Origin of the sequence: Sphingopyxis sp. (assembly GCF_034380315.1) — a bacterium.
Classification (GTDB): domain Bacteria; phylum Pseudomonadota; class Alphaproteobacteria; order Sphingomonadales; family Sphingomonadaceae; genus Sphingopyxis.
Map to the genome: position 1 here is coordinate 22,033 of NZ_JAXMPB010000009.1, position 22,806 is coordinate 44,838.

General features: G+C 62.2%; 25 protein-coding genes and 1 pseudogene. 13 read left to right on the plus strand and 13 right to left on the minus strand.

Annotation, left to right across the window (positions count from 1 at the left end):
• Nucleotides 1-168: 168 nt before the first annotated feature.
• Nucleotides 169-294 (plus strand): annotated as a pseudogene (locus U0S50_RS15200) (LysR family transcriptional regulator); the annotation flags it as partial.
• Between the two features lie 380 nt (nt 295-674).
• On the opposite strand, the gene U0S50_RS15205 reads toward U0S50_RS15200, so the two are convergent.
• A complete protein-coding gene (locus tag U0S50_RS15205) occupies nt 675-869 on the minus strand; it encodes a hypothetical protein (protein ID WP_067113527.1) in 195 nt (64 codons plus the stop codon).
• Nucleotides 870-1,414: 545 nt separating this feature from the next.
• Entirely contained in the window at nt 1,415-1,714 is a 300-nt protein-coding gene (locus U0S50_RS15210; protein ID WP_067113525.1) for a DUF736 domain-containing protein, read from the minus strand.
• A 744-nt stretch (nt 1,715-2,458) separates the two neighbouring features.
• Here U0S50_RS15210 and U0S50_RS15215 point away from each other — a divergent pair.
• The 6 genes from U0S50_RS15215 (at nt 2,459) to U0S50_RS15240 (ending at nt 7,647) form a co-directional block, all read left to right on the plus strand.
• The gene (locus U0S50_RS15215; RefSeq protein ID WP_286750525.1) at nt 2,459-3,727 is read left to right on the plus strand and encodes a tyrosine-type recombinase/integrase; all 1,269 of its coding nucleotides are present in this window, start codon (nt 2,459-2,461) and stop codon (nt 3,725-3,727) included.
• Nucleotides 3,728-3,874: 147 nt separating this feature from the next.
• Nucleotides 3,875-4,294 (plus strand): IS66-like element accessory protein TnpA, encoded by a 420-nt coding sequence (tnpA, locus tag U0S50_RS15220; protein WP_322309569.1) that lies wholly within the window; start codon nt 3,875-3,877, stop codon nt 4,292-4,294.
• Complete coding sequence (gene tnpB / locus U0S50_RS15225) at nt 4,291-4,638, plus strand: IS66 family insertion sequence element accessory protein TnpB (RefSeq protein ID WP_137754517.1); 348 nt, start codon at nt 4,291-4,293, stop codon at nt 4,636-4,638. The genes tnpA and tnpB overlap by 4 nt, the downstream gene beginning before the upstream one ends.
• A 62-nt stretch (nt 4,639-4,700) precedes the next feature.
• Nucleotides 4,701-6,233 (plus strand): IS66 family transposase, encoded by a 1,533-nt coding sequence (tnpC, locus tag U0S50_RS15230; protein ID WP_322309570.1) that lies wholly within the window; start codon nt 4,701-4,703, stop codon nt 6,231-6,233.
• The gene (locus U0S50_RS15235; protein ID WP_037555259.1) at nt 6,230-6,841 is read left to right on the plus strand and encodes a plasmid pRiA4b ORF-3 family protein; all 612 of its coding nucleotides are present in this window, start codon (nt 6,230-6,232) and stop codon (nt 6,839-6,841) included. Before tnpC ends, U0S50_RS15235 begins: the two co-directional genes overlap by 4 nt.
• Before the next feature lie 287 nt (nt 6,842-7,128).
• The gene (locus U0S50_RS15240; protein WP_322309571.1) at nt 7,129-7,647 is read left to right on the plus strand and encodes a DUF305 domain-containing protein; all 519 of its coding nucleotides are present in this window, start codon (nt 7,129-7,131) and stop codon (nt 7,645-7,647) included.
• A 189-nt stretch (nt 7,648-7,836) separates the two neighbouring features.
• Here the strand turns inward: U0S50_RS15240 and chrA are convergent, their stop codons facing one another.
• The gene (chrA, locus tag U0S50_RS15245; RefSeq protein WP_322309572.1) at nt 7,837-9,063 is read right to left on the minus strand and encodes a chromate efflux transporter; all 1,227 of its coding nucleotides are present in this window, start codon (nt 9,061-9,063) and stop codon (nt 7,837-7,839) included.
• Here chrA and U0S50_RS18540 point away from each other — a divergent pair.
• Nucleotides 9,044-9,391 (plus strand): alpha/beta hydrolase, encoded by a 348-nt coding sequence (locus U0S50_RS18540; protein WP_353745131.1) that lies wholly within the window; start codon nt 9,044-9,046, stop codon nt 9,389-9,391. The genes chrA and U0S50_RS18540 overlap by 20 nt on opposite strands.
• 182 nt (nt 9,392-9,573) lie before the next feature.
• On the plus strand, nt 9,574-10,308 hold the full coding sequence (hutC, locus tag U0S50_RS15250; protein ID WP_217373014.1) for a histidine utilization repressor: 735 nt from the start codon (nt 9,574-9,576) through the stop codon (nt 10,306-10,308).
• Between the two features lie 6 nt (nt 10,309-10,314).
• On the opposite strand, the gene U0S50_RS15255 is transcribed toward hutC, so the two are convergent.
• From U0S50_RS15255 to U0S50_RS15300, 10 genes are all read right to left on the minus strand, one after another.
• The gene (locus U0S50_RS15255; RefSeq protein ID WP_003046347.1) at nt 10,315-11,046 is read right to left on the minus strand and encodes a PepSY domain-containing protein; all 732 of its coding nucleotides are present in this window, start codon (nt 11,044-11,046) and stop codon (nt 10,315-10,317) included.
• On the minus strand, nt 11,043-11,747 hold the full coding sequence (locus U0S50_RS15260) for a PepSY domain-containing protein (protein WP_003046351.1): 705 nt from the start codon (nt 11,745-11,747) through the stop codon (nt 11,043-11,045). The genes U0S50_RS15255 and U0S50_RS15260 overlap by 4 nt, the downstream gene beginning before the upstream one ends.
• An 11-nt stretch (nt 11,748-11,758) precedes the next feature.
• Nucleotides 11,759-12,865: a TonB-dependent receptor domain-containing protein gene (locus U0S50_RS15265; protein WP_322309659.1), complete on the minus strand. Its 1,107-nt coding sequence runs from the start codon at nt 12,863-12,865 to the stop codon at nt 11,759-11,761.
• 33 nt (nt 12,866-12,898) lie between these two features.
• A complete protein-coding gene (locus U0S50_RS15270; RefSeq protein WP_322309573.1) occupies nt 12,899-14,464 on the minus strand; it encodes a TonB-dependent receptor plug domain-containing protein in 1,566 nt (521 codons plus the stop codon).
• A gap of 387 nt (nt 14,465-14,851) precedes the next feature.
• Entirely contained in the window at nt 14,852-15,376 is a 525-nt protein-coding gene (locus tag U0S50_RS15275; protein WP_217373012.1) for a DUF411 domain-containing protein, read from the minus strand.
• Nucleotides 15,377-15,416: 40 nt separating this feature from the next.
• Nucleotides 15,417-16,484, minus strand: a complete 1,068-nt coding sequence (locus tag U0S50_RS15280) for a copper resistance protein B (protein WP_217373011.1) — start codon at nt 16,482-16,484, stop codon at nt 15,417-15,419.
• A complete protein-coding gene (locus U0S50_RS15285) occupies nt 16,481-18,325 on the minus strand; it encodes a copper resistance system multicopper oxidase (protein WP_217373010.1) in 1,845 nt (614 codons plus the stop codon). The genes U0S50_RS15280 and U0S50_RS15285 overlap by 4 nt, the downstream gene beginning before the upstream one ends.
• A gap of 127 nt (nt 18,326-18,452) precedes the next feature.
• Nucleotides 18,453-19,019, minus strand: coding sequence for an RNA polymerase sigma factor (locus U0S50_RS15290; RefSeq protein ID WP_217373009.1), 567 nt, complete (start codon nt 19,017-19,019; stop codon nt 18,453-18,455).
• Nucleotides 19,016-19,453: a periplasmic heavy metal sensor gene (locus tag U0S50_RS15295; RefSeq protein ID WP_217373008.1), complete on the minus strand. Its 438-nt coding sequence runs from the start codon at nt 19,451-19,453 to the stop codon at nt 19,016-19,018. Before U0S50_RS15295 ends, U0S50_RS15290 begins: the two co-directional genes overlap by 4 nt.
• A gap of 1 nt (nt 19,454) precedes the next feature.
• On the minus strand, nt 19,455-19,721 hold the full coding sequence (locus U0S50_RS15300; protein ID WP_217373007.1) for a hypothetical protein: 267 nt from the start codon (nt 19,719-19,721) through the stop codon (nt 19,455-19,457).
• Between the two features lie 142 nt (nt 19,722-19,863).
• Here U0S50_RS15300 and copC point away from each other — a divergent pair, with 142 nt between their 5' ends.
• From copC to U0S50_RS15320, 4 genes are all read left to right on the plus strand, one after another.
• Nucleotides 19,864-20,247: a copper homeostasis periplasmic binding protein CopC gene (gene copC / locus U0S50_RS15305; RefSeq protein ID WP_217373006.1), complete on the plus strand. Its 384-nt coding sequence runs from the start codon at nt 19,864-19,866 to the stop codon at nt 20,245-20,247.
• A gap of 19 nt (nt 20,248-20,266) precedes the next feature.
• Nucleotides 20,267-21,220: a copper homeostasis membrane protein CopD gene (copD, locus tag U0S50_RS15310; RefSeq protein WP_286750441.1), complete on the plus strand. Its 954-nt coding sequence runs from the start codon at nt 20,267-20,269 to the stop codon at nt 21,218-21,220.
• Nucleotides 21,221-21,252: 32 nt separating this feature from the next.
• The gene (locus tag U0S50_RS15315; protein WP_217373004.1) at nt 21,253-21,942 is read left to right on the plus strand and encodes a helix-turn-helix domain-containing protein; all 690 of its coding nucleotides are present in this window, start codon (nt 21,253-21,255) and stop codon (nt 21,940-21,942) included.
• Between the two features lie 125 nt (nt 21,943-22,067).
• The gene (locus tag U0S50_RS15320; RefSeq protein ID WP_322309574.1) at nt 22,068-22,745 is read left to right on the plus strand and encodes a class I SAM-dependent methyltransferase; all 678 of its coding nucleotides are present in this window, start codon (nt 22,068-22,070) and stop codon (nt 22,743-22,745) included.
• Nucleotides 22,746-22,806 lie beyond the last annotated feature (61 nt).

Below are 22,806 nucleotides of genomic sequence, written 5' to 3' on the forward strand. Positions count from 1 at the left end.
CCGCCGAGGGGCAAACTTCATGAACGTCAAGAGCGGGAGAGGAGAAGGCCTGAAGGTCGGTCACAGCGTGCCCGAGCGGCCTTTCGCGGTAAACTAAGGCTTCGAACCAATCGCGTTGCCAGCTTGATCCATTTGCGCGGACTGGATGTGAACGAAGTGAGTTGAGGTATGATCGAACTACGCCAGCTACGCTACCTGCTTGCGGCGGCCGAAGCGGGCAGTTTCAGCCGGGCGGCGCGGAACATGAATATCAAACAAGCTACGCTCAGCCGACACATCCTCGAAATCGAGAAGGCTTCGCGGCGCTCCTGCCAGTATTGGGCGCTGCCACCGTCGCCGTGCCTGATATTGTCCATGACTGCTTTCCTTTCTTCAAATCGCCAGCAGGGCGATGGCTGGGCCATCGCTCCTGCCTTCGCGTCGAGCAGCCGGGGGTGTGGGGGGCAGCAAGAATCTGCCGGAGTGGTGCGGACGGGCGCCCTGGCGCCAACCCGGTCCGGCCGATTGTTGTTGCTGGGGAGCGGGGGCGGAGCGCCCTGATTCCCACTCAAGAAAATGATCGCCGGGATACCGGCTCGGCCACCGGGCCGACACGACGGTCGATGGCGCACGCTGCTTTATGAAAGAAGAAAGCGCCCCGCCATCGCTGGCGAGACGCTCTTGCAGTCTGCCGGTTATTCCTCGATCTCGATCTCAAAGACAGTGTTCCATGGAAGGCAAATGGCTACATGCCTGTGCTTGACCGCAAGGACGATCCCGAAGCGATCGACGGCGACAAGGGTGGCCGCCTCATACATATCGTCCAGCGTTGTGACGTTGACGGTGGTAATCGCAAATTCGGCCAGCACCGTGCGGAGATATTCGAGCATCTTGTTCGTCCTTTCCTGCTTCGGGACCGCTCCATGCGGTCTCGTGGCGGTTCAGGGACCGGGAACATTCGGCGGCGCACCGCTGGCTCGGGGTTCCTGTCGCGCTCGCGCGGCGGGGTGGGCTTGCGGCCATCGGACGGCCGAAGGGCCGCTTTTTTGCTTCGCGATGCAAAGCGCGCCAGCACGGCGGAAAAAAGCGGCCCGGCGCCGTTGCGCCGACAGGTGGCCCCGGTCAGAACAGCCACGAGAGAGGCCGCGAGGGGCGGTCACGCAGGCAGGACGGGAGAGATGACGCTCCCGGCAAAGCCCGAAAAATCTGCCATCCGGTCTACAGTGCGCAAGACCACATGGAGGCTGTCCCTGGCGACGATCACGCCGTCATGGCGACGCACAGGAAGCTGCCGCATGGCGCCGGCGCGGCCCCAAGGCCGATCTCGCTTTCGATCGGTCCCGCCAGATCACGACGGCCGATACGGTTTCACCCGGCGCAGATCCTTTGTCGAAAATTGAGAGCGCCCCGCCTTACTGACGGGACGCTCTCGCGATCAGTCGACTTTCAACTCGAACTTGCCGGTTACCTTGGTCGAGACAAGCCGAAGATGAACGTCCGGCGCTAGGACCGGATTGAGATTGAATGAAGCGTAAGGCTTTCCGTCCCTGGCGGACTTGAGCCAGCCGACACCGAACTCGATGCTCTCATCGTCGGCGGCAACGATGCGATAGTCGGGCGACTTGTCGCTCGCCTTGTCGTCGACCCGGAGGATTTCCACCTTTTCGCTGGTGCCGAAAAACCGGATTTCACCGTGGAAGCCGCGATCGGTTGCCTTGAAGTTTCCGCAGATCATGTCGTTAGTCCTTTCTTGCTTCGGGACCGCGCCCATCGCGGCCTCGATGGCTGTCACCCGGACGAGGGACGACCGGCCCGCACCCGAAGGGCGGAACGAAGTGGCAGACGGCGGCGGACGGCTTTTTTGTTTCGCGATGCAAAGTCGGCTTGTCCGGCGGCGGAAAAATCCGTTCGATGCCGTTGCGGGAAGATGGGTGGACCTCGACCAGACAAGCCATTGGAGAGGCCCCGTGGGCGGCGATCCCGCGCAAGATCAGGGGTATGGTGAGATAATCGGAGGCGCTTTACGGTCACTGGTCGAAGCAATGTCAACGACGGTTCGGTATCACGAAGGAGCGTGAAAGCCGGGGCTTAACCAGCCCTTCGCCGATGCTACCGCACTGCTCCGATGAACGACTTTGGGGACTCCGGCTCGCTCATACCTTGGAATGCGTTGTAGCCCGGTTGTAGCCCAGCCCAAAAATGAAAGAAGGCCGCTTTCGCGACCTTGTATAACCCACTGATTTTCTTGAAGTTTTTGGAGCGGGCGAAGGGATTCGAACCCTCGACCCCAACCTTGGCAACTTGAACGCGATTCGCTTCGACTTCTTCTTTTTCTACGCTACCGCCCTATAATTGCTTATTTTCTTGAGATTATCGCTGCGGCGCCCTATCCTAGCCTAGCCGCTGAAACGCCGTACAGCGCTGACAATTTGCTGACAATGCCTCGATTCGAGATTTTGTCAGCAAGAGGATTGAGAGCATGCCGACGAGCAAGTTGACAAAACGCACGATCGACGCGGTCATTTCGCCGGCCTCGAAGCAGCTCATCTATTGGGACACCGAGATCAAAGGATTCGGGCTACGCGTCCTTCCCTCGGGCCTGAAGACGTTCATCGTTCAGTATCGCAATGCAGAGGGCATTCAGCGCCGGATGAACCTCGGTCGCTTTGGCGTTCTTACGGTCGAACAGGCGCGCGATCTCGCCCGGCTCAAGCTGGCCGCCGTCATAGTCGGGCAGGATCCGGCCGATGAGGCTCGTCAGTCGCGCAACGCGATGACGGTCGCAGAGATGTGCGACTGGTATCTCACCGAAGCTCGCGCCGGAAATATCCTCGGCCGGAAGAACCTTCCCATCAAGTCTTCATCGCTCGACATGGACGAGAGTCGTATTCGGACCCACATCATTCCCTTGCTTGGAAAGCGCGTGGTCAAGCATCTGAAGATAGCGGATGTCGAGCAGATGCAGACGGACGTAAAGAACGGAAAGACGGCGAAGCCGCGAACCGGGGGGCGTGGCGGAAAAGCGACCGGTGGCCCTGGTGTTGCCGGGCGGTGCGTTGGCACGCTCCAGGCCATCATCGGGCACGCCAAGCACAAGGGCCTGCTGGAGGTTCACCCGACCCATGGCGCGAGGAAACTCGCCGGAAAAAAGAAGACGCGTCGGCTTAGCGTCACGGAACTCGAATTGCTCGGGAAGGCGATTGCCTATGCCGAGATCAATGGCGAGAATCCGGTTGCGCTCGGCGTGTTGCGAACCTTGCTGCTGACCGGATATCGCCGACAGGAAGCGCAGGCTATGCATCACGACTGGCTACATGCAGATCGTGGATATGTGGCCTTTCCGGACACGAAAGGCGGCGCGCAAATTCGCGCCATCGGGCCTGCCGCGATCCGAGTACTCGTCGCGCAAGCCGGCATTGCCGGCAATCCCCACACGTTTCCATCGGCAGTGGGAAGCGGGCCCTTCACCGCCGTTAGCGAATGCCTCAAACGGGTTTGCGGTCTTGCGGGAATAAAGGGCGTCACTCCGCATACGCTTCGGCACACGTTCGGCAGCGTCGCCGGCGATCTTGGTTTTTCCGAACTTACGATCCGCGCCATGCTCGGCCATGCGTCGCAGAATGTCACGCAAGACTATGTCCACATCGACGAAGCTCTGAAGTTGGCTGTGCAGCGGACGTCGAACGAAATCGATCGCCTGCTCCGTCGCGGCGCAGCAATGCTTCGAACCACTGATCTGGCAGCGTAAACGCCACGCTGAAAAGGAGCAGGTCCGCCGCCGACTCCTCGAATGAGATAAATGCCCTTACTCATTGGTCACGTAAGCGTGTCCTGAAGGCCGCCTTGCAGGAAGCTGCTGCGCGGTGCTGATAGCCGCTCTTTGCGAGGAGCGGTGATGAACGAGGATATCGCGGCGACGGGAGCGAGTGCTCTTACGACCGGTCATATGAGTGATCATATGAGCAGTCGGATCGCGGTCGTGGGCGGGCGTCGTCGCTGGTCGGTGGATCAGAAGCTGTCGATCCTGCGCGAGGCGTTCGGCCCTGACGGCTCGGTCTCGGCGACGTGCCAGCGACACGCGGTCGGCAGCGGGATGCTCTATACGTGGCGCCGGCAAGCACTGGCGGGTGATTTGACGGGAGCGAAGCGCACGCCGGTGCCATCGTTCGCCGAGGTCGAGGTGTCGGCGCCGGCCACCGCGACGGCAGGCAGCGGCCAGATCGGGATCGAGCTGCCGTCAGGCGTGCGGCTCACCGTCGACGCGGCGGTTGATGCCGATGCGCTGGCACGGGTGTTGTCCGTCCTTGCCCGATGATCCCGTTACCACCGACAACGCGCATTTATCTGGCCTGCGGCGCCACCGACATGCGCAAGGGGTTCGATGGTCTCGCGGTGCTGGTGCAGCAGGTGCTGGAGAAGAGTCCGCACTCGGGCGCGCTGTTCGCGTTCCGCGGCAAGCGCGGCGATCTGGTCAAGCTGCTCTGGTATGACGGCCAGGGCCTGTGCCTGTTCTCGAAGCGCATGGACCGGGGCCGGTTCATCTGGCCGATCACCAAGGCGGGCAAAGTCAGCCTCACCGCGGCGCAGCTTTCGATGCTGCTTGAGGGCATCGACTGGCGGCGTCCCGAACGCACCGCGGCGCCCCTGCTTGCAGGGTAAAAAGTGGCGGATTAGTGAGGGTTCTACTGGCATCGCGGCGCCGCTTTTGCTAGGCGTCCGGGGTGTCGGAACCAGCCTCTTCCAGCATCGACAAGGACGCCCGGATCGCCGAACTCGAAGCCGCTCTCGCGGCCCGCGATACGCTGATCGATACCCTGCGGCACCAGCTTGCCCAGCTCCGACGCATGACCTTCGGCCAGTCGTCGGAGAAGCTCGCGCTGCAGATCGAACAGCTCGAGCTCGCTCTCGAAGAACTCGAAGGCGAAGCCGAGGTCGCGGATAGCCGAACGACCGACAGGGTGCCCGCCGAGCGGGTATCGCCGGTGCGCGCCTTGCCCGATCATCTGCTGCGCGCGGAACGGCGGATCGAGCCCGAGGCCGGCAGTTGCACCTGTCCCGATTGCGGCGGCGCGCTGCGTCCGTTGGGCGATGACCGCGACGAGCAACTCGACGTCGCCCCGATCCAGTGGCGCGTCATCCGCACCGTGCGGCCCAAGTATAGCTGCCGCGCCTGTGAGAAGATCGTCCAGGCACCGGCGCCAGCGAAGGCGATAACACGCGGTAAGGCGAGCTTTGCCACGCTCGCCCATGTCGTCGTGAACAAGTTCGATCATCATCTCCCGCTTTACCGCCAGGCAGAGATGATGGCAGCGCAGGGTATCGACATCGATCGCTCCACCCTCGCCGGCTGGGCGGGCCAGGCCGCGCATCTGCTCGACCCGATCGTCAGCCGCATCCGCGAAGAAGGGCTGAAGGCCGCCAAGCTGCACACTGACGACACGCCGGTGCCGATGCTCGTGCCCGGCAAGGGCCGCACCGCGCAGGCACGGCTCTGGGCCTATGTCGTCGATGACCGCGCATCGGGCGCCGCAACCCCGGCACTCGCCTGGTATCGGTTCACCCCTGATCGCAGCGGCATCCATCCGCAGAGCGAGCTCAGATCGTTCACCGGCCTTCTCCAGGCCGACGGCTATGCCGGATATGAGAAGCTCTATGAAGGCAACCGCATCCGCGAGGTCGCCTGCTGGGCACACTTTCGCCGCAAGATCTTCGAGTGCCACCAGACGAGCCCGACGCCGCTTACCACCGACCTGCTGACACGTATCGCCGGGCTCTACCGGATCGAAGAGGATGTGCGCGGCCAGCCGCCCGATATCCGGCGCCGACAACGACAGGAGCAAGCCAGGCCGCAGATCGATGCGCTTCGCGGCGCGATCGACGACGCCCTGCGTCGTCTGTCGCCCAAGTCGGCGATGGCGAAGGCGCTTGCCTATGGCCGCAAGCGTTGGGATGCGCTCACCCGCTACATCGATGACGGCATCGCGGAGATCGACAACAATATCGCCGAGCGCGCGATCCGCGCCATCGCGATCGGCCGCAAGAACTGGCTGTTCGCCGGATCGAAGGCTGGCGGCGAACGCGCCGCTGCCACCTACTCGGTCATCGAGACAGCCAAGCTCAACGGCGTCGAGCCGCAGGCCTATATCGCCGATGTCATCGAGAAGATCGCATCGGGCTGGCCCGCCTCCCGCTGGGACGAGCTCATGCCGTGGAACTGGACAGCGCAAAGCGCACCCGTCAGCATGGCGGCATGACCGACCAGATCGCACGGATTCGCATCACGCTCGAAGACATGAAGCCCGCCATCTGGCGCCGTGTCGAACTTCCCGTCACCAACAGCCTCAAGACCCTGCACCTCGCGATCCAGGCCTGCATGCTCTTCGAGAACTACCATCTGTTCCGTTTCGACGTCGGCGATGCCGCCTATGGCATCCGCTTCGATGATGATGACGCTTTCATGGTCCGCACCCGCGATGCCGCCAATATGCGCATCGGCAAGCTCGTCGAGCGCGGCATCACCAGCTTCACCTACACCTATGATTTCGGGGACAACTGGCGACATCGTATCGAGATCGAAGAGATCACACCCGCCATCCCCGGCATCGATTACCCGCGCTTCGTCGATGGCGAACGACGAGCCCCGCCCGAAGATGTCGGCGGAACCCCGGGGTTTGAAGAGTTCCTCAATGCCATGGCCAAGCCGCGCCATCCCGAGCGCGCATCCATGGTGCAATGGTATGGCGGCGTCTTCGATCCCACCGATATCGGCGCCGACGAGATCAACGCACGCATGGCGAAGCTCGCCAAGCGACGAGCACAGGGAAGAGCCGCCTACGCCGACGCTAAATCCCGCGACAGCTAATCGATGGCGGCTTCCTGACCACGCTTACTTGGTCACCCCTCTCGTTGTAAACAAGATGCGCCAGGATCACAGCCATTGGCCACTAGCCATCCGTCAGTGTTCAGACTGGAATCCGGCAAGATCGGTCAGCATTTGGAAGAACTTCGCGGATCGAGAACTGGCCCACCAGGACGCGACTCGCGGTGAAGAATGATCGCCGAAAGGGAACAGAGTTCGGTCGTCCGGCATTCATTCCATAACCCGCAATCGGAATTGCTTTGCCGCATCATACGAAAGGAGCAAGAGCCATGAACGGCGACATGAAAAAGCATGGATCGAGCTACGGCCGGTTTGCGGCGATGATCGCGACGTCGACCATTGTCATGTTCGGCCTGATGTATCTGAACAGCTACGCGCTCGATCATATTTACTACAGCCAGACGAGAGCTTGGATGGCGGTCTATATGGGCGCCGTGATGGCCATCATCATGCTTGGCTTCATGTGGTCGATGTACAATAACCGCCGAATGAATGCGATCATCGTGGCCGCCAGCCTGATCGTCTTCGCAACCTCGTTATGGCTCGTTCGCAGCCAGCAAACCGTCGACGATGTTTCCTACATGAAGGCGATGATCCCGCATCATTCGATCGCCATCATGACCAGCGAACGGGCGAAGATTCGCGATCCCAGGGTCCGCAAGCTCGCCGATGGCATCATCGAGGCGCAGGTTCGGGAAATTGATGAGATGAAGGCATTGATAGTGGATCTCGAGCGGCATCCGATTGCCGCAGACGCGCCGTTGCTGCCCGATTACAGGGAGCGATAGATCCAGCGCAAAATCATCTGGTCCGGCGGCAAATCTCGCATCTTTTGCGAGACCTGATGATGCCGGCACAGCTGGGTAAAATGCCGAGCAGCCATCAACCGCCATTCGTACCGCAGGGATGCGCCATCCCCATTATTTCATCTCCGAGCTTGTTCGCGCTAGATTCGCGTCCGAGATTATGTATCGCAACTATATGACTGCAAGTGCCAGCGCGGCTCCAACGGTCCCGGCAACGAGCGCGAGCGGAGGGCAGCGAAATCGCAGCACAATCAGCAATCCGACGCCCACTATTAGAGCATCGGCGAAAGATTTTACGCCGGACGTCCAGAGCGGGTCATAAAGCGCGGCCGCCAGAATGCCGACGACGACCGCATTGACCCCCATGATCGCGGCCTGCGCGCGAGCATTTTTTGCGATCGCCGCGCGAAACGGCAACGCGCCCGCGACGAGCAACAGCCCTGGCAGAAAAATTGCGACGATGGCGATCAGTCCGCCTGCGAGTGGCGCATCCGGTGAGCCGACGGCTCCGAGGTAGGCCGACAGTGCGAACAATGGTCCTGGCAGAGCCTGCGCCGCGCCATAACCGGTCAGGAAAGCCGTATCGTCCACGAAACCCGGGACCAGTTCAGCGTGGAGCAACGGCAGAACGACGTGACCGCCCCCAAATACGAGCGCCCCGGCGCGATAGAAAATACCCGCAAGCTCGAAGAGCGAGCCGCCCCGCCCGGCAACCGGGAGAAGGAGAAGAATAGTGGCAGCCCCCGTCAGCATCAGGAAACTGGCTCTGCGCGTCGGAATCCACCCGCCATTCCCTATGCTGGACCGGACTTTCGGCGTGCAAACAAGCAGCCCGGAAAGAGCGCCAAGCGCAATGAATCCGATCTGCGTCACAGGCGACGCCAGAACCAGCATCCCCGCCGCCGCGGCCAAAGCGATGGTTCGGCGAGACCAATCGGGCACAAGGGTCCGCGCCATCCCGAAAAGCGCCTGAGCCACAATGGCAACTGCGGCAAGTTTCAGGCCGTGCAGCACTGCAGTCGCCATGTCGCCTTCGAGATGGCCGGCCATCGCGGCAAAGCCAAACATCAGCGCTGCCGAAGGAAATGTAAATGCCGTCCATGCGGCAAGCCCGCCCAACGGACCTGCGCGCATCAGGCCGAGCGCAAACCCCGCTTGGCTCGAAGCGGGGCCAGGAAGGAACTGACAGAGCGCCAGCAACTCGGCAAAACCGCTGTCGTCGATCCAGAGACGACGGATGACAAGCTCGTCACGAAAATAGCCCAGATGTGCAATCGGCCCGCCAAACGACGTCACCCCGAGCTTCAGGAAGGCCGCAAATACTTCGCGGGCACTGCCAGCGCGAACAGATGGCCGCTCGTTGCCCGATATATCCTCCATGCCTCCAACTAGTCTCACTGTCTTCTCAACTCAATTGGCCGGTACACAAACCGCTCCGCGGATTGGTGCTAGCGGCAATGTAAAGCGGCCCATCAAGCACCTCCTTGCACCGCAGGACGCGCAGCGTGCGATCCGCCTGGTCCGCTCGCGCGCCGGCGAACTCAAGATCGGTCCCCATAAGATTGGTGTCATAGGCTTCTCAGCCGGCGGGTATGTGGTCGCCCAGACCAGCAATATATTAGAAGCAGCCTATGAGCCGGTCGACGAAACAGACACAGGGAGCAGCCGGCCTGATTTTGCCATCGCGATGTTCCCCGGCCACCTTTGCCGAGCCAGGTTTCTTTGAAAAAAAGGAGCACGCCGCTGCGCTCGACGAGCGGACAAGGACGCTCGTCATTTCGTTGCGACATCGACGATTGGCAGCCTTCTCTTTTAACTAGCTGGGAAACCGTGAAGTTGTATAGACGACCTATGAGTCCTTCGCCCACTCGGAAGCCCAAAGTTTCAATGCCCAAGCCCCGAGAGGCAATGCCTTCCCTCGACCATGCCGGTGATGAATCGACACCACGCTACGTTGTTATCAAGCAGAGTATTTCCGACGCCGTTCGCGATGGTCGCCTCCAACCAGGCGACCGTGTTCCCTCGGAAGCAGAACTAGTTCAACAATTCGACGTTTCGCGCATGACGGCGAATCGTGCTCTCCGCGAGCTACAGGCTGCCGGTGTTGTCGTGCGGCGCGCTGGAAGTGGCTCGTTCATCGCGGAGCCGAGGCCGATCGGCCAGATGATCGAAATCCGCAACATCGCCGAGGAAATCCGCGAGCGAGGTCATGCCTATCGTGCCAGCGTGATCCAGAACCGGGAAGAGCGCGCCAATGTCGACACGGCGGCGCTGCTCGAAGTTTCGGTAGGGACCAAATTATTCCATTCGATCATCGTCCATCACGAGGCCGAATTCCCGATTCAGATCGAGGAGCGTTTCGTCCTCGCGTCGATCGCGCCCGATTATGGCACGCTCGACTTCACACGGATGACACCGAACGAATATCTGACGTGCATCGCGCCGCTCGAACGGGTCGAGCACCGTGTCTGTGCGACGATGCCCGACGAACGAATGCGTGGCATGTTAGGGCTGTCCGCGAGCGAGCCGGTACTCCAGATGACGCGCCGGACATGGAGCCGGTCGCGTCTCGTGTCGCATGCCTGGCTGACACACCCCGGCACCCGGTTCGAACTGTCGGCCGCCTTCTCGATCGACGATTGACGCCGATCAGCTGGTTCGAGCGACAACCACAGGTTTGCGACGGCGTAGCCAGCGGAAATCGGCGCGACTGAAGCTTTTGAACAGCAGGTAGAAGCCGGTTCCGGAAAGCCAGAGTACGCCGAAGGCGACGAAGATGATCAGCGGATGATTGAAGCTCTTCCGGTTGATGTAGTCCATATTGTGGAGCATCCAGAAGAAGTCCCATGTCCGCCAGGTATCGCCACGCATCACCAGGAAACGAGCGGTGTCGAGCGAAACATAGGCACTGCTGTTTTCGGCGTCCGCGAAATCGACGCGCCACATCGCGCCTTCATGGTCGCGCGATTCAAGATTGGGTTTGGCGAGCACACTTACGTTGCGGATCGGCGCCTCGTTCATCATCGCCGCGACATCGCGGGCGACCTGCTCGTCGACCCGAATATCCTCGCCGCTCGTCGCATCGACAAGGCGTGTGCCCCCGGCGGCGCGGACCTCATAGACCGGCCGCGCACCGAGATCGCGCAGAACCACGCCAGTGACGGGTTCGCCGCGCGGCAGGGCGGCGACATCGAAATATTCGCCGGCGGGCAGCGCGTGCGCGTGCGACATGCCGCCGCCGTGCCCGCCGACCTTGTCCTTGTCGAGCAGCGCCATCACCGAACCGCTGAGCGCCCAGAGCAGGAACTGCAGACCGAGGATCAGCCCCACCCATTTATGGATACGCCGGAAAAAGAGCGGGGTCAGCCGGATGCGTTTCATGCCTGCTTCCTTTTGCGGCGTTTGAAAGACCAGATCAGCAGCCAAGCGCCGGAGAGCGCCATCGCAAAGGCGCTCCAGGTCGCGACGCGGAGCAGCGGATTGTTGACGTCGGTCCGCTCGTCATAGTCCATAATATGCAGCATCCACGCGAAGTCGAAAACGCGCCACAGCGCGTGGCGGCGCGAGATGAGCTCACCCGTCGCCGGCGACAGATAGAGCGTCGGCCGGTTCCAGCCTTCGAACTCGACCTGCCAATATGGTGGCTTGCGCGCCTGCATTTCCTGAGGTGCCTCGGTCAAAAGTCGCACCGAAACGATCTTGCCGTCACCCGTGTAGATGCGCCGTGCCTGTTCGCGGACCTGGGACTCGGTCAGGGCAGGCAGCGGCGCACCCGAACGCGCGTCGAACAGGCGCGCGCCTTCAGGGGTCTCGGCGCGCCAGACCGGTTGGCCGAAAAAGCGCTGGAGACGGATTTCGGACACCCCCGGCGCGGCCGCGACGACCTTCGACGGCGCTGCGAGGCCATCGAGGTCGAAGGGCTGGGCCACCGGGGAGCGCACCAGATGATCGCCGTGGATGGTGTCGATGTGAACGACCACCATGTAGAAGCCGGTCAACGTCCAGAGCAAAGCCTGGACACCCACGACCAGCGCCAGCCATTTATGCGTTCGCCGAACGAGCAGCGGCCAACGTATCGCCATCTCCTGGTTCCTCAGAAGGCGGTGCGGAAACCGACATAGAAGCGCCGTCCGAGCAGATCGTAGGTCATCGTGTCGGTGTTCGCATCGGTGAAGCTCTGGATATAGGGCGCCTTGCGATCGAAGACATTGTCGACGCCGACCTGGAAGCGCGTCTTCTCGTCAATCTTGAAGGCGACCTGGAGATTGTGGTAGAAGACGTTCGGCGTGCTGTAGCCGATTTCGCCGGGCGCCGCATTGAAGTCGGTCGCCTTGCCGATCCATTGGGTCGACCAGGTGGCGCTGACGCCATCCTTCTCGGCGGTCAGCACGCCATAGCCGCGCCATTTGGGATAGCCGCCATTGCCGCCGCCGATGAAGCCGTCGAAATCGATCGGGTCGCCGCCGGGGAACGGCAGAACGACATATTTGTTGAGATAAGTCAGGTTGACGTCGAGCGAGATGTTCACGCTGCCGATGCCGCCCGCATAGACGAGCCCCAGATCGAGGCCATTCATCTCCTCGCGCCCTGTATTGATCGGCTGCGCGGATAGGAAGGTCACTTCGCCCGTCAGCGGGCTGCGCGTGAAATCGTCGCAGAAAGGGTGCGACAGATTCTGGCTCGCATAGCATATCGACAGCTTGGTCGATCCGGGGATGGCGCGAATCGCATCCTTGATCTTGATGTCGAACCAGTCGGCGGTCAGCGACAGACCGGGAACCAGCCCTTTGGGCGAGATCACCGTGCCGACGGTCCAGGTCGTCGAGCTTTCGGGTTTCAGATTCTCGTTGCCGCCGACCGTGGTGAGGATCGTCGTGCCGAGCTGCACATAGTTGGCGGGAACACCCGACGCCTGGCAATTGGCGATCAGCGTCGCATTACCGCTCGTCGAATAGCGCGAACAGGGATCGGTGGTGGTCAGATTGCCTTCCGATACGCCGCCGTAAAGTTCGGGCACGTTGGGAATGCGGAAGCCGGTGCCATAGGTCCCGCGCAGGCGGAAGCTGTCGCTGATCATCCAGTCGAGGCTAGCCTTGTAATTCCAGTCGCTGCCGAACAGATTATAGTCCGAATAGCGCACCGCGCCGTCCAGCGTCAGCGCCTCGAAGAAAGGCTTGCCCGCGAGGATCGGAACCGACAGCTCGAGATAGGCTTCCTTCGCCGTGGTCGAACCCTAAATCGGATCCTGCTGGTTCGTGTTGGCAATACCGAGCACGGTCAGCGGATCGGGATCGCGCCAGCCCTTTTCCTTGCGATAGACGACCCCTGTCGCAAAGGAGACGGGGCCAGCTGGCAGGTTGAACAGGCTGCCGTTGAGATCGGCGGTGACCGTCGCCAGTTCGTTGCCGCCGCGATCGCGCGAGGTGAAAAGGATATAGTCGAGAACCTCGGGGGTCAGGTCGCCGGCGCCCAGATAGTCAGCGCAGGGGATCGCAGCTCCAACCGTCACGCTGCACTTGCTCGGGTCGATCGAGTTGCGAACGCGTTCGAGGTTGGCGATGTTGGTCGATCCGTCGATCGCCGTGTTGCGTCCGAACGCCCCCGCGACTTCCCACGCCCAATCGTTGGACAATTTTCCGCGCAGGCCAAAGGTGCCCTGCCAGGTGTCGGTTTCCTGGAAGAACTGACGCGGCCCTGGTTCGGCAAGCCGGCGCTGGATGAGCACGATGTCCTGCCCGGTCGGGTTGGTGGGATTGCTCGCGGCGATCGACAGGTTGCGCAGCGTGCCCGGGGTCGCAATCTGGTTCGACTTGCGGAAGGTATAGAGAAACTCGCCGAACGCCTCGATATTGTCGGTCAGGTCATAGTCGGCAAAGAAGGCCGTGCTGACGCGCTGGACCGGGCTGACCGCGTTGAGGAAGGGCGCCGAATTGAAATTATGCTTCGCCGCGCTGTACGGCTCGAAGAAGTCGCCATCGCCGCCGGGAGTTTGATTGAAGTTGATTTGTTGCCCGTTGGGCAACACGGCGCGGCCGCCGATCGTCGAGGCACTGTTGACGCACGATAGCGAACCTGGCGTGACCTCAGCGAGCGAACAGGGCGCGCGCGTCGCCATATTGACCGCGCTGGTCTTCTGATACGTCGCGGCGATCATGACACCACCACGATCATTGCGGATGCCCCAGATCAGGTCGGCGGAAAAATCGGAACCGTCGCCCTCGCCCGTGATGCCATAGCGCGCGCTCAGGCCAAGACCTTCATAATCGGTCCGGGTGACCAGGTTGACAACACCCGCCATCGCGTCCGCGCCATAAATTGCCGACGCGCCGTCCTTCAGCACGTCGGTACGCGCCAGCGCGACGACCGGGATCATGTTCAAGTCCGGCGACGAGTTCGCGCCGGTGCCGCCCGCCACGAGACGGCGACCATTAAGCAGCACGAGCGTGCGCTTGATGCCAAGCCCGCGCAAGTTCACCTGCGCCGTGCCATAGCCGTTGCTTGTCCAATAGGCCGAGGTCTGGTTGCCCGCAAAACCCGCATTGGCGGGAAGGCGCTGCAATACCGTTTCGATGTTGACGATCCCGGTATTCTCGATCTGCTCGGCCGAGACGACCGTGGCAGGTCCGACGCCCGCGAGATCCTGGCGGCGGATGCGTGAACCCGTCACGACGATGTCCGAACCATTCGGCGCGTCGGTGGCGACGGGCGGCGGCGCGGACGATTCGTCCTGCGCAAGTGCCGGCGTTGCCAAGACCGCGACTGCCGCGACGCTGGCGAGCAAAAATGTCCTGATCATCATAGCGAAACCCCCTGTTGGTTGGCTGATTCCCCTCAGAGAGCATCAAATGTATATACAGGTCAACAGGAATTTATCGAATCATATCAATTAGTTATTCCGCAGAATTTAGGCGCAGAACATGTGTTAAATACGCATCCGAATGCTCTACCCCTCATCGATTTTAAAATTTTTTTTCGGATAGAGATCCGTTCGCGCAAGGAGCGAGGCGAAGCCGCTCCCAGCTTCCTCACGAAATGACAAGACAAGCCGGCCGACGCAGCGCGATGCAGCAGTCGCAAGACTGCTCAACGCGCAAATATCTGTTCCAGCAAAGCGCGCGAGCGGTTGGGCTCCGCCGAAAAGCGCGGGCCTTGCATCGTCGGGTCCCACCCAATCCATCCGGAGCGGTCAGGCGGTGAAAACCATCGCTTTCCCGTCCGCGCCGAATGCCATCACGTCGAATGCGTCCACGCTTCCATCCGGCATTTCCATTCCCGGCGAACCGCGCGGCATGCCGGGTACGGCGAGACCGCGAAGGTCGCGTGGCCGGTCGTCGAGGAGTCTGGCGACATGCCGCATTGGTACATGTCCCTCGATCGCGTAGCCGCCGACTATGGCGGTGTGGCAGGACGCCATTTGCCGGGGGACACCATATCGCGCCTTCACGGCAGCCATGTCGGCGCGGTTCTCCACGGTTACGGCATAGCCCTCGGCACGGGCGATCTCTGCCCAGGCCTCGCAGCAGCCGCATTCGGGGTCGCGATAGACGAGCATGGTTTCGGCGCTCGTCGTCCCGGCAAGCGGCTCGCTCGCCGGCCGCCTGTTCCCGCGGTCAGCAGCCGAACCCGAGGACGAATTGCATGCCGCAAGCGCCATTCCGGATCCGGCCGCAACCAGGCCGAGAAGATGGCGGCGGGTCATCGAACCTTTCATGTCATTTCTCCAAAAACATGGCTTCCATCCCGCATGTCACCTAGAACCAGGCCCGCGCCCCCATCACGAAGCTGAAACTGCTCGCGTCCTCGCCTGCAGCACGGGCGAAACGCGCCGTGTCGCCGACCTTGCGCGCCCATTCGATGCCGACATAGGGCGCGAACTCCTTCACAACCTCGTAGCGCAAGCGAAGCCCCAGCTCGAGATCGGAGAGACCCGAGCCGGTTCCGGTTTCGGGGACATTTTGAAGGGCAAAATTAAACTCGGCCATCGGCTGCAGGATCAGCTTCTGAGTAATGCGCTGGTCGTAATAGCCCGCGAGGCGGCCAAGAAGATCGCCCTTGTTCGAAAGGAACAGCGCACCCTCGACCTCGAACCAATATGGGGCGAGTCCCTCGAAACCGATCGTCGCATAGGTGCGGTCGGGGCCAGGTCCAAGATCCTGCCTGATCCCGGCCTGTGCGTTGAAATAGGGGCCGATGGCCCGGCTATAGAGCCCCTGCACCTCGGCGGTTTCGACTCCCTCGCCGAACACGCCCTCGCCTTCGCTCTTGAGCGTCAGCCGGTTGATATCGCCACCATACCAGGCCTCTCCGTCCCAGCGAAAACCGTCCCGGCCCTTGCGCGCCTGATATTCAGCGAGGTTGAAGCTGATGAAAGCGAGGGTTTGCCCGCCGTTTTCCTCCATCATGGCATGCCGGGACCGTTCCATTTCGGCTTTCGGGTAGATGCGGTCGGCATACCAGTCGCCTGGGGGCGCCGGGGCGACGGCATCGCCCGGCGGCAAGTCCGTTCCGCTCGCGCCGTCCATCCCCGGCATCGCCTCCATTCCGGGCATATTTTCCATCCCGGCCATTGTATCGCCGGTGTCGGCCTTCGGGGTACAATGACCCATCGCGGCATGTTCTGGTGGGCAGGTCGGGGCTTCGGGTGCCATGTCCATGCCTTGCATGCTGTCATGGTCCATCGGCACTTCAACCGGCACATCGGGCGCAGGAGCGGCAGCGGGTTTCGAACCGTGCATCGAATGGTCCATCGACTGCGCAGCAGCCGGAACGGCGAAAGCAAGCGGAGCGATTCCCGACAGAAGAAGCGCGATCCGGGTCATTGCGCTTCCTCCTTCGGACGGACGCTGACAACACGCATCATCCCCGCGTGCATGTGATAGAGAAGGTGGCAGTGGAACGCCCAGTCGCCGGGCGCGTCGGCGGTCAGATCGAAGCTCGCGATCCCGCCCGGCTGGACGAGCACCGTATGCTTGCGCGGCGCATGATCGCCTTTCCCCGTGACCAGTTCGAAAAAATGGCCATGCAGATGGATTGGGTGGCTCATCATCGAATCGTTGATAAGATTGATCCGCACCCGCTCGCCCTCGATGAACGGGATCGGTTCGTGATAGTCGGACATCTTGATACCGTCGAACGACCACATGAAACGCTCCATGTTGCCGGTGAGGTGAATGTCGAGCGAGCGCGACGCGGCGCGCACATCGGGGTTGCGCTCGAGCGCGACAAGATCATGGTATGTCAGAACCCGGTGACCGACATCCTCGAGCCCCTGACCCGGCTCGCCCATGCGATCCATCGGCATCGGCGAGATGGTCTGGACGCTCGGGTCGCGCTTGACCTGCGGCGCGACACTGAAATCACGCATGCTGTGCTGCATGCCGCCAGAGCTATGATCCATGCCCGCCATCGCGCCGCCTTCGCCGGCGGGGGTGCAATGGCCCATCTTGGCATGTTCGGGAGGGCAGGACGGGTCGCTCGCGGGCATCGGCATGACGCCCATGTCGCCGCCGCCATGGTCCATCCCCGCCATCGAACCGCCCGACATGTCCATGTCGCCCATGCCCATATCCTTCATCGTCGCGAGCGGACGTTCGCGAAGCGGCGGCACTTCGGCGACCATCCCGGCTCGCGGCGCCAGCGTCGCCCGCCCCATGCCCGACCGGTCATTGGCCTCGGCGACCAGCGTGTAGGCGCGATCCTCGACCGGGGTCACGATGACATCATAGGTTTCGGCCACACCGATCTGGAATTCGTCGATCGCGACCGGGACGACATTCAATCCATCGGCCTGCACGACGGTCATCGAAAGGCCGGGAATGCGGACGTTGAAGATCGACATGGCCGAGGCGTTGATGATCCGCAGCCGCACGCGTTCGCCGGGATTGAACAGCGCGGTCCAATTATCCTTCGGACCATGGCCGTTGACGAGATAGGTATAGGTCGATCCGGTCACGTCGGCGATGTCGGTTGGATCCATGCGCATCTTGCCCCAGTCGATGCGCTCCGCGAGCGGCTGGTCCTTGCCAGCGAGGAGGCCGGCAAGCGTCTGGCGTTGCATGTTGAAATGGCCGGGATCGACCTTGAGCTTGTGGAAAATCGCCTCGGGCGAGAGCTGGCTGTGATCCGAAAGGACCACGACATGTTCGCGGTCATAGCCGATAGGGTCGGGTTCGGCGGGATCGATGACGATCGGCCCGTAATGGCCAAGCTGTTCCTGAAGCCCCGAGTGGCTGTGATACCAGTAGGTGCCCGACTGGACGACCGGGAATTCGTAAACAAAGGTCGAGCGCGGCTTGATGCCCGGAAAGCTGATGCCGGGGACACCGTCCATCTGGAAGGGCAGGATTATGCCGTGCCAGTGGATCGAGCTGTCCTCGTCGAGATCATTGACAACGGTAAGGCGCGCGGTCTGCCCTTCCTTGAGCCGCACGAGCGGCGCAGGCACCGTGCCGTTGATCCCTATTGCGCGGCTTAATTTTCCGTCGATTCGCATCGTCTGGCGCGCGATGCGCAGCGTAATATCGTTGCCGGATACGGTAGGAACAGGAGCGGTAGCGCCCGAAGACACCGGCTGGGCCCAAGCGGGGAACCATGCGGCCATTGCCGCGGCGGCGCCTCCGCCCAAAGCTCCACTGACGAAACGACGCCTTTCCATCTGCATATTCTTTCCGACCGTTATTGACTCTTCCTATAGCCATACGCGGCCGAGACGGCCGTCCCTCAACAAAAATGCTCTTGATAGATAGCTACCACGCGAAACGAACAGCCCATGGGTCAATCCTGCACGTTCATGTTCCTGCGAGCAATTCCCTGAGCTTCGTCCGCGCGCGATAGAGGCGGGTCTCAACCGTCTTCTCGCTCACCTGCAAGATGGCGGCGGTCTCGGCCTGGCTGACCTCATCGACGCCGCGCAGTATCAGAACCTCGCGCAAATTATTCGGCAATTGATCGATTGCCTGGCGCACTCGCGCAATCTCAAGTTTGTCGGTCACCGCGGCGTCGGGCGCAGGGCTATCGCTAGCCACATGATGGGCGCTCTGGAGCGGAAGCGCGCGGGAAAAAAAGGCCCGCACCTTGCGCCGGCGCGCCCAGTCGCGACATTTGTTGAGCGCGATCCGGGCAATCCACGCGCGGAAGGGGCGATCGCCATCGAAGCGGCCGAGCGCCGCCAGACCCGATATGAACGTCTCCTGCGTCAAATCCAGCGCCTCATCGGCATCGCCGATCTGCTTGACGATCAGTCGGTAGACACCAGCCTTGTAGCGGCGCAGAAATTCGCGACAAACTTCGTCGCCGCGGGTGTCGGCAAGCGCCGCCAGTTCCTGATCGCTACATTGCGTCAGGTCGATATTCACCGCGCGTCGGCGGTCAGCGCCTTGACCACGCTCTTGTCGAACATTTCCGCCTGGGCGGGGGTCAGCACCCCTCGCATCGCGAATAAATGCCGGAGCGTTTCCTTTTGCAGATCGCCCATCACCCGGTGCGTTTCGTCGATCGCCTCGGTGACGCGCGGCCCATAGCCATGTTCGGCCTCGATCGCCTGCGCAAGCCGCACATTAGCGCCCCGCATCTCGAGCTCGAGCGCCCTGCGGCGCACCGTGAAGTCGGTTTCGATCTTATCCAGCTTCGCCTTCTGCGCCGCCGTCAGATCGAGATCGCCGTGAAGAAGCGCGTGCAATTCCGTTTCACTCGCCTTCGGCGCGTCGGATACGGCGCGGCCCACAAAGACACCCGCAATTGCCGCGGCGAATGCGATGAGTCCCACAAGGATGAGGCGGCGTGATGCCATCCTATTGCGTGTCCAGCAGGCTCGAGGGGGCCAGAGCGCTCGACGGGCCAAAGGGGCTGAGCGGGCTTGCCGCGACCGCCGGCTGCGATACCGCACTTCCCGCAACCATTCCGCCGCCGAGCGAGACAAAAGCGGCAAGTGCCATGATGCGGCGCATCGCCACCGCTTCGCGGCGACGGATTCGGAGCGCGCCCATGACGCGGTCGTCGAGCGCATCGAGCGCAGCGGGCAAGTCGACCCGTTTCAAAATGCGAAGTTCCTCATCCATGGATCGTCTCTTCCAGCTGTTCCGTAATCCTAAATACGCGCCGAAGCGCGCCATCCCTCACATCGCGATCATGGCACAATATTTGAGGGCCATGCCAATATCCTGCGTATTAGCAGGACAGACACGCAATTGGAGGTGTTTCATGTTCAAATCGCTTCTCCCCTCGGCTGCCGCCGCTTTTGCCCTCTTGCTTATGCCGGCCGCCGCCAACGCGCACACAAAGCTCGTCGGCTCGACGCCGGCCGCCAATTCGACCGTTGCCAAAGTGACGTCGGTCAATTTGCAGTTCAACGAGAAGGTGATCGCCTCGACGCTCAAGACCGAACTGGTCATGACCGGAATGCCCGGCATGGCCAATCACGCGCCGATGAAGGTGCCTTACTCGTCGATGATGGGCAAGGACGGCAAGTCGGCGATGCTGATGCTCAAGCGGCCGCTCTCGCCCGGAACCTACAAGGTCAGCTGGTCGGCCGCGGGCGCCGACACGCATCGTATGGGCAGCGAATTCAGCTTCACCGTCAAGTAAGGCGGTGAGCGACCCCCTATTGATCGGCATCAGGTTCGCGCTCTACGCGGACCTGATGCTCATCGCCGGCCTCGCGACGTTCCCGCTCTATGCGCTGACCCGAAGCGAACGCCTTGCGCCGCAGTCGATGATGGCCGCGATCTGGCGCGCTGAGCGATGGCTCTGCACCGCCGGACTGCTTCTCTCCATCTTGGGAATGGGCGTGCTCGCGGCTTCGATGCAGGGCGTAAGCCTATTATCGCTGGAACTCCAGCCTTTCTGGGACCTTGTACGCGAGACCGACGTCGGGACAGCCTGGGTCTACCGGAGCGCAGCGCTGCTGCTCGCGCTGGCAGTCCCGATCTGGATGGTCCGCTGGCCGACAACTTCGGCCGCCGTACTCGCGGCCGCAGGCTCGGTGGCCGTCGCGAGTCTGGTCTGGTCCGGCCACGCCGGCGCGACCGAAGGTGCCGTAGGCACCGTGCACCGGATCAGCGACATCTTGCACCTGATCGCAGCCGCGGTCTGGATCGGCGCGATCGGCGCCTTCCTGATCCTGATCTCACCGCGCCATGTCCGCGAATGGCCGGGCGGACTCCAAATTGCGGTGCGGAGCCTCGATCAATTCTCGCGCGTCGGCACGATCTGCGTCCTCGTCATCGCCGCCACCGGCCTCATCAATAGCCAGATGATCGTCGGCGCCGAGAATCTCGGCCGGTCTCTCGCGTCGCCCTATGGACAATTGCTCCTTGCCAAGCTCGCGCTGTTTGGACTGATGCTTGCGCTCGCGGCCGCCAATCGCTGGCGACTGACGCCTGCGCTCGCGGTGGCGGCTGCAGGCGACGATGCAGAAAGCGTCGATTCCGATCCAGATGCAGCGCTCGCGGCCATGCGCAGGAGCCTGATCATCGAAGCGTCGGCCGCGCTCGCCATACTCGCGCTGGTTGCCTGGTTCGGGACGCTCGAACCCTTCGTCGCCGCCGATCCGGTTTGACGCTCAGCACCGCCTCTTGGTCCGGCTCGATCATGCTCGGGACCGGCTGGGCATTGATCGATGCGCGCATCGGGACCAGCCGTCCCCATAGCCATGTGGCGCATCAGATCAGCCTCGCCGTCGAACGCGACCTCGAAATTTCCGGCGACGCCGACATGATAGTCCCTGCCGGACACGCCGTTGCCATAGCATCGCAAGTCCGGCACTGCCTGGGGCCGCCGGGCGCCCTCGTGCGGTCATTTTATCTCGACCCGCTTTTTCGTGCCGGCACCGGGCTGTCCGTCGGATCGATGCCGATCCTGTTGACGCCGGGTGAGTTGGCCGGCCTCGACGGGAAAGCAAGCGGCGCGGACGCGAAGCGCTGGGCGTCCGGCTATCTCGATCGGTCGCGGGCGCATCCGGTGGATGCACGCCTGTCCGAGGCGCTCGCGGCCCCTGATGATTTGTCGAGTGCCCGCGCCCTGGCCGACGTTGCCTGCCTCTCACCCTCGCGCCTGCGCGAAATCGTCAACCGCGACTTCGGCGTGCCTCCGGCCAAATTGCTGCAATGGCTCCAGCTTCAGCGCGCAGTGCGGACGCTGGTCGGCGGCGGAGGTCTCGCCGACGCCGCGGCGGCGGGAGGCTTTGCCGATCAGTCACACTTCACGCGCCGCTGCGCCCAATGGCTCGGAGTGACGCCTTCGGCTGGCCTCAGCGCCTTCGCTTTCGAAATCGTGCCCTGAGCGGCATGCGCCTGGCTCCGGCGAAACATTCAAGACGGGCGCGCCAGCTCGCCCCTAAACGTCTCGTCGAGACCCGCGCGTGGCCGCAATCCAGCGGCAAGCCAAAGCGTCGAAAGGAGACGGCCATGCCCGACCCGATACCCGAGGCGCGTTCCTACACGCCAGTGGCAGGATATCACTTCCTGACGCCCTTTTATGATTTCGGCGTCGCGGTGACTACGCGCGAGCGCGTGTGGCGCGACCGTCTCGTTCACCATATGGCGCTCGCCGAAGGAGAGGTCATTCTCGACATCGGTTCGGGTACGGGCAATCTCGCGCTGGCGATCGCCCGCCATAGCCCGGGCGTCCGCTATCTTGGCATCGACCCCGACGAAGTAGCAACGCGAATTGCCCAAACCAAGACCGCGCAGATTGTTCCACCGCCGGAGTTTCGTGTTGGCTTTTTCGGGGCTTCGGCGATCGATGACTGGCCTTCGCCCGCCAAGATAGCGCTTTGCCTCGTTCTTCATCAGGTCGGGCTTGAGGAAAAAGCACGCCTGCTTCGCGAGGCCTGGCAGGTGCTCGCACCCGGCGGCAAACTCTATGTCGCGGACTATGGGGAACAGCGCAGCCGCCTCATGCGGTTGCTGTTCCGCCTGACGATCCAGCAGCTCGATGGCGTCCAAGACACCCAACCCAATGCCGATGGATTGCTACCGGTGCTGATGAGAGAGGCCGGCTTTCGCGATGTTCGCGAACCTGAGACGTTTCGCACGCCAACCGGTGCGATCGCGATCATCGAGGCCAACAAACCCCGGATCTGATTGCACAGGGCAAAGAAAATCCGAGGGATAACCGCTCTTCTTGCGTATCGATAGGAGCGGC